General features: G+C 43.2%; 13 protein-coding genes. 9 read left to right on the plus strand and 4 right to left on the minus strand.

Features of this window, described 5'->3' with window-relative positions; all coding sequences use genetic code 11:
* Positions 1-139: 139 nt before the first annotated feature.
* Together ACWU4D_RS03445 and ACWU4D_RS03450 are read right to left on the minus strand one after the other, a co-directional pair.
* On the minus strand, positions 140-496 hold the full coding sequence (locus ACWU4D_RS03445) for a YibL family ribosome-associated protein (protein WP_456049996.1): 357 nt from the start codon (positions 494-496) through the stop codon (positions 140-142).
* A gap of 93 nt (positions 497-589) precedes the next feature.
* Positions 590-790, minus strand: a complete 201-nt coding sequence (locus ACWU4D_RS03450; protein ID WP_456049997.1) for a restriction endonuclease subunit S — start codon at positions 788-790, stop codon at positions 590-592.
* Between the two features lie 197 nt (positions 791-987).
* Here ACWU4D_RS03450 and ACWU4D_RS03455 point away from each other — a divergent pair, with 197 nt between their 5' ends.
* The 7 genes from ACWU4D_RS03455 to ACWU4D_RS03485 are packed head-to-tail and all read left to right on the plus strand — an operon-like array spanning position 988 to position 8325.
* Positions 988-1944, plus strand: a complete 957-nt coding sequence (locus ACWU4D_RS03455; RefSeq protein WP_456049998.1) for an AAA family ATPase — start codon at positions 988-990, stop codon at positions 1942-1944.
* A 14-nt stretch (positions 1945-1958) separates the two neighbouring features.
* A complete protein-coding gene (locus tag ACWU4D_RS03460; protein WP_456049999.1) occupies positions 1959-2885 on the plus strand; it encodes a DUF58 domain-containing protein in 927 nt (308 codons plus the stop codon).
* Positions 2886-3368 carry a DUF4381 domain-containing protein gene (locus tag ACWU4D_RS03465; RefSeq protein ID WP_456050000.1) on the plus strand — a complete coding sequence of 161 codons (483 nt, stop codon included), beginning with the start codon at positions 2886-2888 and terminating at the stop codon, positions 3366-3368.
* Positions 3361-4329 (plus strand): vWA domain-containing protein, encoded by a 969-nt coding sequence (locus tag ACWU4D_RS03470; RefSeq protein ID WP_456050001.1) that lies wholly within the window; start codon positions 3361-3363, stop codon positions 4327-4329. The genes ACWU4D_RS03465 and ACWU4D_RS03470 overlap by 8 nt, the downstream gene beginning before the upstream one ends.
* Positions 4322-6154 carry a VWA domain-containing protein gene (locus ACWU4D_RS03475; RefSeq protein WP_456050002.1) on the plus strand — a complete coding sequence of 611 codons (1833 nt, stop codon included), beginning with the start codon at positions 4322-4324 and terminating at the stop codon, positions 6152-6154. Before ACWU4D_RS03470 ends, ACWU4D_RS03475 begins: the two co-directional genes overlap by 8 nt.
* Entirely contained in the window at positions 6148-7785 is a 1638-nt protein-coding gene (locus ACWU4D_RS03480) for a BatD family protein (protein WP_456050003.1), read from the plus strand. The genes ACWU4D_RS03475 and ACWU4D_RS03480 overlap by 7 nt, the downstream gene beginning before the upstream one ends.
* Positions 7786-7845: 60 nt before the next feature.
* Complete coding sequence (locus ACWU4D_RS03485; protein WP_456050004.1) at positions 7846-8325, plus strand: L,D-transpeptidase family protein; 480 nt, start codon at positions 7846-7848, stop codon at positions 8323-8325.
* Between the two features lie 50 nt (positions 8326-8375).
* On the opposite strand, the gene ACWU4D_RS03490 is transcribed toward ACWU4D_RS03485, so the two are convergent.
* Complete coding sequence (locus tag ACWU4D_RS03490; protein ID WP_456050005.1) at positions 8376-8882, minus strand: DUF3299 domain-containing protein; 507 nt, start codon at positions 8880-8882, stop codon at positions 8376-8378.
* Between the two features lie 242 nt (positions 8883-9124).
* Between ACWU4D_RS03490 and ACWU4D_RS03495 the strand changes: the two genes are divergently transcribed.
* Positions 9125-10603 (plus strand): alkaline phosphatase, encoded by a 1479-nt coding sequence (locus ACWU4D_RS03495; RefSeq protein WP_456050006.1) that lies wholly within the window; start codon positions 9125-9127, stop codon positions 10601-10603.
* 86 nt (positions 10604-10689) lie between these two features.
* Here the strand turns inward: ACWU4D_RS03495 and ACWU4D_RS03500 are convergent, their stop codons facing one another.
* Positions 10690-11373: a nucleotide-binding protein gene (locus ACWU4D_RS03500; RefSeq protein WP_456050007.1), complete on the minus strand. Its 684-nt coding sequence runs from the start codon at positions 11371-11373 to the stop codon at positions 10690-10692.
* A gap of 283 nt (positions 11374-11656) precedes the next feature.
* Between ACWU4D_RS03500 and glpK the strand changes: the two genes are divergently transcribed.
* Positions 11657-13177, plus strand: a complete 1521-nt coding sequence (gene glpK, locus ACWU4D_RS03505) for a glycerol kinase GlpK (RefSeq protein WP_456050008.1) — start codon at positions 11657-11659, stop codon at positions 13175-13177.
* Positions 13178-13307: the final 130 nt, after the last annotated feature.

The raw sequence follows: 13307 nt of genomic DNA on the forward strand, positions 1-13307 counted from the left end.
GATCAACGCGTTTTAACATAACGACCAGAAAGCAAAAAAGCGCCCAAAGCGCTTTCAATCAAATGTCGTTTATAACCTTATTCGAACTAATATTTAAGGCTCAATGAAAGGTCCTACAATATTACCGAGCGAATTAACATTAAAATTTCTTTTCTGCATACCCAGTCATGACTTCTAAGCGTAATGCTTTACCAAGCTTGGTCGTTGGATGAACGACAACTAAATTTTTAACAGACTTTTTCAAACGCCCCATATCAGCTTGTTCAGCCTTCGTAATTTCACGGGAGAATGCCATTGCTAACAACGCTTTACGTTCTTTATTCAATTCAAAATCTTGCTTGTGATTAACTTGAGCAACTTTCTTTTCCAGTTGATCAACTTCATCAGTAAATTTTCTAATCATCTCATGATCACCACGAGATTTAGCTGCATTTAGCTTGTGTCGACAGGAATCCAAACGATTTTTAGCCTGTTGAATTTCTTGTTTATTACTCATGGAATTTGACCCTAAGAGTGGTTATGGGGCGCGGAGTATAGCACAGATGAAAACCGGTAACCGCTGTTTTGATCTATCTAAATACGCATTGTATTAATGAACGGGTGTATCTGTTTCCGAATAGAATTTTCCAAAATGTTCCTCAAGAACTTCCGGAGTCAACTTCCCTTCCGCTTCCAATCGCTTCAATTTTTCAACGACCGCTTTTTGTTCTTCAATACTTGGAAGCTTCTCTTCCTCGTTACCTTGCTCTTGTTCCATCATCTCTGCTAATTCTTTCTCGAGATCACTCATACAACCTACCTCATAATTTAAATCTACTTGTGCAATTTTACCTGACTCATGGCACGGTGACTAGAGCAACGTAACATTGAAAAAACGAACGAGATCAAAGCTTCCCTTAAATAGGGTGGAAATGTTAAATTCCCTACGGAACTTTTTTTGTCGATTCCAATACTAATCAATGTTATTGCTCCGGAGGAATAAGATTAATGCCATCAGCCACTTTTCAACAGCTACAGAGTTATCTTAATAGTCAGGTAATTGGACAAACCGAACTGGTTAACCAAATTCTCGTTGCACTCTTAGCCGATGGTCATATCTTAGTTGAAGGCCCTCCTGGATTGGCCAAAACCCGAGCGGTTAAATCATTGGCTTCCTGCATTGAAGGCTCGTTTCATCGCGTACAATTTACACCAGACTTACTTCCTGCCGACCTAACAGGTACCGATATCTATCGCCCTGAAACGGGAGAGTTCAAGTTTCAACCTGGTCCGATTTTCCACTCGTTATTACTTGCGGATGAAATCAACCGAGCGCCAGCGAAAGTGCAAGCTGCGATGTTGGAAGCGATGGCTGAAAAACAAATTACAGCAGGTCGAAAAACATATGGGTTACCCAAGCTATTTTTGGTCATGGCAACACAAAACCCAATAGAGCAAGAAGGGACTTACCCACTGCCTGAAGCACAACTCGACCGTTTTCTTCTTCACCTTAATGTTGACTACCCGGATATTGAGAGTGAATTGGAAATCCTAAGATTGAACCGCGGGGAAGCTCAAGGAAGTGCAACAGCTCAACCCGCTAAAATTAGCCAAGAAACTATTTTCGCTGCTCGTGAGCAGGTCCTCTCGATTCATATGGCTGAGTCAGTAGAACAATATATAGTCCGCTTAATCATGGCAACTCGCCAGCCTGAGCAATACGATAACCAGCTAGCGCAATGGATCGAACTGGGTGTCTCTCCCCGTGCAACGATTGCACTAGATCGCTGCGCCCGAGCTCATGCTTGGTTACACGGTCGCGATTTTGTCAGTCCAGAAGATGTACAGGTCATGGCGTTTCCCGTACTGCGACATCGTCTACTGCTTAGCTATCAAGCTCAGGCAGAGGGTGTGCATCCGAACCAAGTGATCAGTCACCTCTTGTCATTAGTTGGTAGCGCATAACGAGATTATATCGAATGGAACTACCACCTTACAGTAATGGCTATTCACTCTGCCTTGAAGAGCTTCTTCATTATCGAGTTCATAGCCGTCAATGGCTTCCACCTGCGAAAAGCCTTTGGACATCGTTAGCTGGCCAACATCAAAGTCGCCAGCTTGGTCGAGGTATGGATTTTGCCGAGGTCAGAAAGTATCAAGCCGGTGACGATATTCGTAGTATTGATTGGCGCGTAACCGCAAGAACGGGCAAGCCTTATACAAAATTGTTCACCGAAGAGCGCGAAAAACCCGTTGTCATTTATGTGGATTTAAGTCATTCAATGCAGTTTGGCTCAACGTTAATGCTTAAGGCGATTCAAGCTGCGCACCTTGCTTCATTGTGTGCCTGGACTGCCGTACAGCAAAATGACCGAGTGGGAGCAGTGATTGATTTAGGTGACCAATTAATTGAATTAAAACCACAAAGTCGACAACGTGGCGTTTTGCTTATGCTACAAAAACTGCTCGAAGGCCAACGTCGTAACCTATCCAACCGTCAATCAGTCAGTGACTCGAAGCAACACCAATTTATTGATGCTATGCGGACAATGACCAGAATTGCGCCCAAAGGTAGTGATGTTGTTCTTATCAGTGATTTTATTCACTATCAACCAACTCTCGACCCACTGTTTACTCAATTACGCAAACATAATGCACTGAGGGTGATGCATATATCTGATCCTCTTGAGTGTGGAGAAACCGCATTTAGAGGCGTGGAATTGATAGGTGACTTTAAGTCGAGCAAATGGATTGATTTTTCTGCAAAACGAACCCGACATTCGATAAAAAAATCCTTTGATTCTAAGAGAGATAGTCTAGAATCTCTCTGTGAAAAATTACAAATGCCTTATCATCAAATTTCGAGTGATACTCCTTTATTGACTCAGCTTTCTGGAAAGTTCTAGATGAAACAAACACTCTCTAATCTATTACAATTGAATCCTTTACATTTGCCCCCTTCACCATCATGGTGGCCTATTGCTTGGGGATGGTTATCATTAATCGGCTCCGCGATTGTGGCACTGCTATTGTTGATTTTTTTATTTCGTATGAGACAAAAGAAATTAGCCCCTAAAAAAGCAGCATTGCGTATTTTTTCCAAGTCAAAAGAGACAATGACAGCCTCGGAAGCGATGGAGATTGTAAGACAAGCTGCATTAAGCTATTTCCCTAGAGATGAAATGGCGAAGCTAACAGGGCATGATTGGTACGCCTTTCTCGACAGTTATGTGTCTACCCCTCTTTTTACCCAGAACGAAACATTGTGGCAAAAAGCGCTGTATCAAAAAGCCCCTAATGGTGACGTAAACCAACTCGTTGATGATTGTCAGGATTGGGTACGTCGTGCATTACCACCAGCAAAACGGAGTTCAACTAACGTTGGCTAATTTAGAATTGGCGTGGTGGTGGATGCTACTTCTGCTTCCGCTACCTTTATTAGCAGTGAGATTGTTACCACCAGCCAAACAATCGACACCAATCCAAATCGCTTACTTACCCTCAGAGCAAAGTGACCGCCGACCAAAACTCGAATTCAGTCGTTGGTTGGCTTATGCAATATGGCTATTTTTGGTGATCGCCGCCGCTCGACCAATTTGGTATGGCGACCCAGTTACGACCCACCCCAAGCATCGCGACTTAATGCTAGTCGTCGACTTGTCTAACTCGATGAGTCAAGAAGATATGCGCCAAGGGGACGAGTACATCGACCGGCTAAGTGCGGTTAAACAAGTGGTTAGCGATTTTATCGACAAACGCGATGGAGACCGAATTGGTTTGGTTTTGTTTGCCGATCACGCCTATTTACAAACTCCTCTTACCTTTGACCATGCAACGGTTAAACAGCAACTTAATCAAACCGTACTAAAATTAATTGGCACGAAAACGGCGATTGGTGAAGGCATCGGCCTAGCCACAAAAACGTTTATTGATAGCGATGCGCCACAACGGGTAATGATTCTACTCAGTGATGGAACCAACACTGCGGGTGTGCTCGATCCACTTCGAGCAGCTGAAATCGCAAAAAAATATCACACGACCATATACACTGTCGGAGTAGGTGCAGGGGAAATGCAAGTCAAAGATTTTCTTTTCACTCACACAGTGAATACCGCGAAAGATCTTGATGAAAAAAGCTTGATATCCATTGCCGACACAACAGGCGGCCAGTATTTCCGCGCTCGAAATAGTCAGGAACTCGCAACCATTTACGACACGATTAATCACTTGCAACCCATTAGCCAAGCAAGTCAAACCTGGCGCCCTCAGACAGAATGGTTTCATTATCCCCTTACGGTGGCCTTGGTACTTTCGTTCTTACTTATTGCAGTGAGGAGAAATCATGTCTGATCTGGCGGTCCTACACCCTGAATGGCTACTGGCACTTTTCCCAGTCGCTCTGTTTGTTTATTGGTTGATGCACCGGCGTCATAGCAGTGACCTCATTTCATCTCACTTAGCAAAAGCAATGGGTGTTGAAAAGCACGACTCCAGTAAAATCTTAATAGGGTTAGCATTAATTTGGGCCATAACCATTATCGCGCTTTCAGGGCCCAGTTTTGGAAAACGAACCATACCAACCATGAGCAGTAACAGTGCTCGCGTTATTGTTATGGATATGTCGCGATCAATGTTTGCAACGGATAACAAACCAAACCGCCTTACTCAAGCACGCTACAAAGCGAGTGACCTGTTGTCTCAGTGGACCGAAGGTTATACCGGCTTAGTCGCCTACGCGGCAGATGCTTATACCGTCAGCCCGATGACAACGGATACCGCGACAATCGCAGCTCAGTTGCCCAACCTTAGCCCAGATCTGATGCCTTACCAAGGTGCCAATGCCGCGCGCGGTGTTACTCGTGCTATCGATCTATTAAAGAACGCCGGATTTGCTGCAGGTTCAATTATCTTAATTGCTGATGATCTTGACCAAGCCGAAGCGGATCAAATTGAAAGCCAGCTCGATAGCACCAGTTGGAAGCTAATTATCCTTGGTGTAGGTTCCCGCTCCGGCGCTCCAATTCCAGTCAACGATGGCGAGCTCCTTCAAACAGCCACCGGACAAACCGTGGTGGCTAAAAGTAATTTTAATCTGATGACGCAGTTAGCTAATGACGTATCCGGCACTTTTGCTCCTATTCAACTTGATAACAGCGATGTGACAACAATTGTTGATGCTGAAGCTTCAAGTTTACTTTCGATTTCTAAGGCAAAACAACACAAAGTCACAGAGCAAATGAACCATGGCTTTTGGTTAGTTCCTATCGTACTGATTGCTGCACTAGGTTTATTCCGTCGTGGGTTTATATTTATTGTCGCCTTTAGCCTTATGCCATTGCTACACCCTTCATCTGCTCAGGCATCACCCTGGCTCAATGACAATCAAGAAGCCAAACAGCTGTATGATTCAGAACAATACTCTGAAGCCGCAAATCAGTTTAGCGATCCCGAATGGCGCGCAGCTGCTCATTATCAAGCGGAAAATTATCAAGAAGCGATCGATGCACTCAACAGTATTCCAACACCAAATAATCGTCAGCAATACAACCTTGCCAACGCGTATGCAAAAAATGGCGACTTAGAGCAAGCCAAAGAGTTGTACCAGTCGATTCTGGAAAAAGAACCACAAAATGAAGACGCTCGTCATAATCTCGAGCAAGTTGAAAATGCCCTGAAACAGCAACAGCAACAGCAACAGCAACAGCAACAGCAAGACGATAAAAACGATGCTGATCAAAAGCAACAAGATCAGCAAAGCTCTTCTTCAAAAAATAGTGATAAGCAAAACAACGACAAGCAACAGGGGTCGAGTAGCCAACAGAAAGATTCGCAACCTCAGAATCAAAGCTCGGCACAAAATAAGCAGGATAAAGAGTCGAGCTCTTCAGCTAAACCAGAGCCAAAAGAGCGAAACAAAGACGAAGAAAATAAAGGCGATCAAGAGCAGAACAGCAGCGCGCAATCAGATCGCACTGATCAATCTATTTCACAAGCTGAAGAAAAGAACAAAACCGAACACGCAAAGCAGGCAGAAAACAATCAAGCTTCGGACCCAGAGCTACGAAAACTAGAGCAAGTAGAAAATGCACGCGATCCAAGCCGCTTATTACGAGCTCAATTGCTACTTCAAGCGCAACAACAAGAACCACCTAAGGACAATGGAAAATCATGGTAATGAATAATGTTAGTCATCAATTCAGATTAATATTGCTGGTCATCGTCAGCTTATTACTTAGCATGCCAAGTTTTGCTCAGGTATACGCGACGGTTTCAAAAAACCGTGTCACGCAAAATGAATTGTTCCGACTCACGATTGTTGCTGATTCCAAAGTTTCGAGTGATTTATTAGACCTTTCTAGCTTAGAATCCGACTTCGAAACCCTCGGCCGTCCTAGCTTTGGCACATCAATCAATATTATTAATGGCAAACGCAGCACTCGCAGTGAATGGAATATCAATATTGCAGCAAATAGAACAGGCATAATCACAATTCCTACACTCCATATTGGTAGCGAACAAACTCAGCCGATAGCCTTACAGGTGGTTAGTGATTCCGCTGCACCAAACAACCAAGATTTGGTCGAAATAAACACCCATTTCGATGATACAACTCTCTATCCGAATCAAAGTACGGTAATGCATGTCGAGCTGATTATTAAAGCGGACACACGACGGTTACAGAATCCTCAGATTACTCCCCCATCCACCAAGGGAATCCAATTGGAATCGGCGAGTGAACCAAATCAAAGCCAACAAATCATCAATGGCATTCAAAGCACCATCGTTACACAAGATTTCCGCATTACTGGATTAACGCCCGGTAGCTTTGACATTATTGAGCCGCAATTTGAAAGCCAACTTATCTACGAAGGGTATAATGGCGCAACACAAATGCTTGCTTTAAAAACCAAAGCTAAATCGTACCCAATAACTGTGTTAGAAAAACCTAACCAATACACAGGAGTATGGCTACCAACTTCGTACCTCAACTTAGAACAACAGTGGCAGGATGATTCCGGTAATCAACTGCTAGATGATATTACAAAAGTAAACGTTGGCGACCCAATCACTCGGCAGATAAAACTCACCGTTCGAGGCGTTTCTCAAGAGCAAATTCCTAACCTCACGGTCAATTATCCAGATTCATTACGGGTCTATGGTGAGAAACCTAGCTATCAGACTCTAGATAACGGTGATTTAGTCATGACGATGAAGCAAGTGCTGATCCCCAATACGAGTGGTGACATCTCCATTCCAGGTATCACTCTAAAATGGTGGGATACAAAAGTTAAGGCCGAACGAAAAAGCTTGTTAGCCAGCAAAGTGATACGAGTCTCACCCCAAACTCAAAGTGATATAACACCACTGCCAACCCCAACTCAAGCTCCTCAGACGAGTGTTGTTCACGTCGACAATGGTATATGGCCTTATCTTACCGCTCTCTTTGCGTTTTTATGGGTTGCGACATTAATTTGGATGAATCGAAATGGGTTGACTCGCTCAAACGCTGCGGCCTCTGATCCAGTACCTCAAGATGATGATTTTAAACAGCTCAACCAAGCTATTCATCAGAACGATGGATTTAAAGTAAACGTCTTAATCCAACGTTGGCTAGATGAATCGACACTCAGCGTCGCGGACAAACAAAGCGTTATCGAGGCAAAACAGACATGGCTCGCTCAGCAATACGCAAGCCAAACGCCAGAAGCAGATAACAAGGTAGTGTTCCTCTCACTCTTAACTCAGCTGAAAAAAAAGGCAAGAAAAAAAAATCAACAAACAAATGAGCCGTTAGCTAAGCTATAATTAATATGACTATCTATAAACACTAACACTTTGATTCAAAAGGGGCTAATTATCGTACCGTTGAACGTCTATCCTACCTTGCTTCTGGCATCGCTTATAAGCGCAAGTTCGCTAGCGCAAGTCGACCTTGTCAAAGTGGATAAATCGAAAAGACGTATGTACTTGATTGAGAATGGCACCACCATCAAAGAATATCGTATCGCATTAGGGAAGTCGCCTAAGGGACATAAACAACAGGAAGGCGATCAGAAGACACCTGAAGGACGTTATGTTTTAAATGGGATTAACCCAAATTCGATTTTTTACAAATCGATCCACATCGAGTATCCCAATCAGCAAGATATCCAAAACGCTCAACGGTTAGGAGTAAACTCCGGAGGCGATATCAAAATTCATGGCATTAAATCTACCTTCAAAGATGACCCTGCCTACATTCAAAGCTTCGATTGGACTAATGGTTGTATTGCCATTACCAATCAAGAAATGGATGAGTTTTTATCCCTAGTCGATAACGGCACACCTATCGATATTGAGTGGTAGACCATCAAAATAGTCGCCATCGCTACCAAATAATTAATAGCTGTCAAACCCTATTGTTGGTACTTTTCAATGTCGACGCCTTCCAATAGATAGCCGGTTTCACCAAGCTCGGAGCTAACACCATCAGTTCGCAATATTCCTGTTATCCATACAAGATCCCACAAACCGTTTGTCGGTGCCCCACCAGCATATTTTACATAGATTATTTGATTGGGTGGTGGCGGTGGAACATGAATACACGCCCCTAGAAACGGGACTAATAAAAATTCGGTCACCTTTGAGTCGTCGCCTTCTAGAGGTATGACAAAACCTGGGATTTTAATCTTTTTGCCATTCAGATCTTGACGGACAGTACCAACTAATAGTTGAGGTGGTGCATCACCGTCGTGATCGGCTAATGGGCGTTCATAAACAATGTTGCGTTCTTCTTCAGGGATAAGATCGAGCCACTCAATGTTTGTTGCGACCTCATCACTATTAATACTCGCTAGTACCGATGGTGAGCAGCAGAAGAACAAAAGTAAGAATGCAAATAAAGGAGCATGATTCTTATACATAACGGCCTTTCGCGTTAGATATGTGCTGTCTATCAGGGATAAATAGATGTGCACATAATCATGGCTATATCGTTGTTGTTAAAATAATTTCTCTGTTTTACTTATGAAATAAGACCGAAATATGACAACAATAAAATGTTCATCTATATGTCACAATAGATTCACGCAACTCCCTCGTAATAACCCTACTTAATAAAAGAGTACTTTGTGTTTTCAATTTAAAAACTAAGCGGAGAAGATCTGTGAAACTTAACCCTCTATTGTTAGCAAGTAGCGCTATGATCATGTGTATGAGCACTGGCGTAGCATATAGTTCATCGAAATTAGAAACACCTCAGGTGAACGACCAATGGTATCAGGACGCTCAAGCACAACTCGAATTAGCGAAGGCGAATAAGCCAATCGATAAGTCTGCGAAAAACGTTATTCTCTTTGTTGGTGATGGAATGAGTGTTGGCACCATTACCGCGGCTCGTATCTTTGAAGGACAGCGTAAAGGACTACTAGGTGAAGAGTATTCACTGGCTATGGAAAGTTTGCCAAGTGTTGCACTTTCAAAAACCTATAACACCAATGCACAGACACCAGACTCTGCGGGTACTGCGACCGCGATGGTTTCCGGTGTAAAAACCAAAGCAGGTGTTATTAGTATTGACGATAATGTCCAACGTGGTTTCTGTAATACAGCGAAAGGAAATGAAGTCGCCACTGCATGGGAAATAGCAGCAGAAAAAGGGCTGTCTGTTGGGGTAGTATCAACTGCGCGCATCACTCACGCTACGCCAGCAACAACCTACGCTCACAGCGCCGATCGCAACTGGGAAAATGATGGTTCGATGCCTAATATCGCTAAAAACCAAGGCTGTGTCGATATCGCTCAACAACTAATAAACTTCGACAAAGGTAACGGTCTACAAGTTGTTTTCGGTGGAGGTCGCCGTGAGTTCCTACCTAAAACAGTTACCGACCCAGAAGGAAAAGCTGGCAAACGTAAAGATGGACGCAATCTTATAGCCGAATGGGAAGCGAAATACCCAGAAGGTAAATACGTATGGGATCAAGCAGGATTCGATAAGCTCGATAAAAACACAAAACGCGCATTTGGTTTATTTGAAAGTAGTCATATGAAATACGAAGCCGATCGTGAAAATGAGCCATCACTTGCTGAAATGACATCGAAAGCAGTCGATATTCTTAGCAACAACCAAGATGGCTACATCCTTATGGTTGAAGCTGGACGTATTGACCACGCTCACCATGCAACTAACGCGGCACGTGCACTTTCCGATACGATTGCCTTTGATAATGCGATAAAAACCGCATTAGATAAAACCAACCCCGAAGAGACATTAATCATTGTTACGGCCGATCACGCTCATACCTTTATAATGAACGGCTACTCTGAACGCGGTAACCCTATCTTAGGTTTAGCGAAGCAAGGCGGTAAATATAAAAAAGATGACTTTGGAAAACGCTATACCACTGTTGGTTACGGAAACGGTGAAAATGCCTTTAATGGGGCTCGCTCTAACCCAACAGAAGAAGAAGTTCTTGCATTAGATTACAAGCAACAAGCTCTTATTAAATTTTCATCTGAAACCCATTCTGGGGAAGATGTCGCTATATTTGCCAAAGGCCCACAAGCCTATCTGTTCCAGGGTGCAGTTGAACAAAACTACATCTTTCATGTCATCAACGAAGCACTTGGTCTAGCTAAGTAATGACCGTTTTCTTTTACTAATACTCTAAAAAACGCTAGACATATTCGGTCTAGCGTTCTTATTTAAAATATTCGTCGACGTACTAACTAATCTATCGATTCTAACTGAGCATACGCATTACGAAGCCAAACTTTCATGCGCTGACGCTCGGCAATATTCATTAAACTACGATCATTTGCAACCGCCCAGAAACTGCTGTTATTAAAATCAATCTTCTGGGTTAATTTGGTTTGGAGCTTAGGAAGCTCAATAATGGCTGCATCATTTTCTTTCGCTAACTGATAAGCGGATGATTTTTTAAAACGCGAGAAATCACTACCTCGACCGTAATTCTGAACAACAACAAACGCAACACCTGACTCTTTATAGCGCTGGACGACACTCGTTAAAAGCGCAACCGAATCGGCCCCATCATCCATCACATGCCACCAATACGTTTGATAGCCCATTTCATCAAGAAGTCCAAAAACATCCGTTTCTTCGATCCATTTTCCCACTGGTTGAGCCGTTTGAGCGGCCAAATCAATAATTAAATCACGATCGGGGTTCTCTTCAACAGCCGCCAACAACCCATCTAAACTATCATCGTCGCCCACAATGATTGAAGACGCAAAATCTTGGTAAAAACGGGAAAAAGTTCCGTGTGAAGAGTCGCAATCAAAACCTAAGAAGCTGTATTCATGATCAATATAAAATTGCGCTAACAGCCGAGCGGTCATTGACTTACCAACACCACCTTTCTCTCCACCAATAAAATGTACTTTAGCCATCGTAGTTTCCTTTCTACTATTCGTTGATAATGCGATACTTACACCAATATATTTACTTTTATACCGCCGCTTTACAATACATTACGCAAATAATAAATCGATATGAAAAGCAAAAGATAAGATATTCATTACGCTGTTATTAAAAACCTCTGTTCCAACCATGCACAAGCCTCTTCAATTTGATAATCTAGCATTTGCCCTATAAAAACAGGATTTATCTCCTACCTTACACGAATAATAAAAAACAAAATCTACAATAAAAAAGAAACTCAAGGACCCAACAATGCACAATAAAAAATATGTGGTTGCTCTTGATCAAGGAACAACGAGCTCGCGCACTATTATTCTCGATCACAACGCCAATATCGTGAGCGCTTCGCAACGAGAATTCACTCAAATTTATCCAAAGCCGGGCTGGGTAGAACATGATCCGATGGAGCTTTATGCAACTCAAAGCTCTACGCTAACTGAAACCCTTGCCCAATCCAGTATCACCAGTGATCAAATTGCGGCGATAGGCATTACAAACCAACGTGAAACCGCCATTGTGTGGAATAAAAACACTGGCAAGCCGGTTTACAACGCCATTGTGTGGCAATGTCGCCGAACTGCTGATATATGTGATGAACTCCGCGAAAAAGGCCTAGAAGAGTATATCCGAGAAACTACAGGCTTAGTCCTTGACCCTTATTTCTCTGGCACCAAAGTAAAATGGATTTTAGATAACGTTGAAGGTGCTCGTGAAGCGGCGAACAAGGGCGAGCTACTATTCGGAACCGTTGACACTTGGTTAATCTGGAAAATGACCCAAGGCCGTGTTCATGTCACCGATTACACCAATGCTTCACGCACCATGCTATTTAATATCAACAATTTATGTTGGGATAAAACAATGCTAGAAGAGCTTGGTATTCCTGAAAACATGATGCCTGACGTTAAATGTTCATCCGAAGTATATGGAATGACCAATATTGGTGGTAAAGGTGGAACTCGAATCCCTATTGCAGGCATCGCGGGAGACCAACAAGCGGCCCTATTTGGCCAAATGTGTGTTGAAGCAGGACAAGCTAAAAATACTTACGGGACGGGTTGCTTCTTGTTGATGAACACAGGAAAGGAAAAAGTGACGTCAACACACGGACTGTTAACCACCATCGCATGTGGTCCTAAAGGCGAACCTTCTTACGCATTAGAAGGCGCGGTATTTATGGCTGGCGCTTCCATTCAGTGGTTACGCGACGAAATGAAATTAATTGCCGACGCCGAAGATTCCGAATATCACGCTAACAAAGTCTCGACTTCAAATGGCGTGTATGTTGTTCCAGCATTTGCAGGCCTTGGCGCCCCATACTGGGATGCTCATGCCCGAGGAACTATCGTTGGTCTGACTCGAGGAGCAAACTCCAACCATATCATTCGTGCCACCTTGGAAGGGATTGCTTACCAAACACGAGATGTATTAGATGCAATGCAAGCCGATTCTGGAATAAAATTAGCCAATTTACGCGTCGACGGTGGTGCGGTTGCCAACAACTTTTTGATGCAATTTCAAGCTGATGTATTGGATACAGAAGTACACCGCCCAGATGTCACCGAAGTCACGGCTCTTGGGGCTGCGTATCTTGCAGGTCTTGCTGTGGATTACTGGTCAAGCATCGACGAAGTAAAAGACAAAGCAACTCTCAATCGTGTATTTATGCCACACGAAGATGAAGAGAAACGTAATCGACGCTACAAGGGTTGGAAACGAGCTGTGCGCTGTGCTCAAGCATGGTCAGAATTACGCGATGAAGATGATGAATAAGTCACTTACGTTCAAGTAACACAAAATAGAGCACTTTTAGACAATAGTGTTTTCCTATATTGGAAAGCATTATTGTTCATTAACACTTGATATACTATTGGTCACACCACCATGTCGCCATTGCAGGAGA

The organism is Vibrio phycocola (genome assembly GCF_053850235.1).

Excerpts from the sequence above, each read along its gene's own strand:
- ACWU4D_RS03445 (WP_456049996.1), bottom strand. The coding sequence starts at position 496 with ATGAGTAATAAACAAGAAATTCAACAGGCTAAAAATCGTTTGGATTCC.
- ACWU4D_RS03450 (WP_456049997.1), bottom strand. The coding sequence starts at position 790 with ATGAGTGATCTCGAGAAAGAATTAGCAGAGATGATGGAACAAGAGCAA.
- ACWU4D_RS03455 (WP_456049998.1), top strand. The coding sequence starts at position 988 with ATGCCATCAGCCACTTTTCAACAGCTACAGAGTTATCTTAATAGTCAG.
- ACWU4D_RS03460 (WP_456049999.1), top strand. The coding sequence starts at position 1,959 with ATGGAACTACCACCTTACAGTAATGGCTATTCACTCTGCCTTGAAGAG.
- ACWU4D_RS03465 (WP_456050000.1), top strand. The coding sequence starts at position 2,886 with ATGAAACAAACACTCTCTAATCTATTACAATTGAATCCTTTACATTTG.
- ACWU4D_RS03475 (WP_456050002.1), top strand. The coding sequence starts at position 4,322 with ATGTCTGATCTGGCGGTCCTACACCCTGAATGGCTACTGGCACTTTTC.
- ACWU4D_RS03480 (WP_456050003.1), top strand. The coding sequence starts at position 6,148 with ATGGTAATGAATAATGTTAGTCATCAATTCAGATTAATATTGCTGGTC.
- ACWU4D_RS03490 (WP_456050005.1), bottom strand. The coding sequence starts at position 8,882 with ATGTATAAGAATCATGCTCCTTTATTTGCATTCTTACTTTTGTTCTTC.
- ACWU4D_RS03500 (WP_456050007.1), bottom strand. The coding sequence starts at position 11,373 with ATGGCTAAAGTACATTTTATTGGTGGAGAGAAAGGTGGTGTTGGTAAG.
- glpK (WP_456050008.1), top strand. The coding sequence starts at position 11,657 with ATGCACAATAAAAAATATGTGGTTGCTCTTGATCAAGGAACAACGAGC.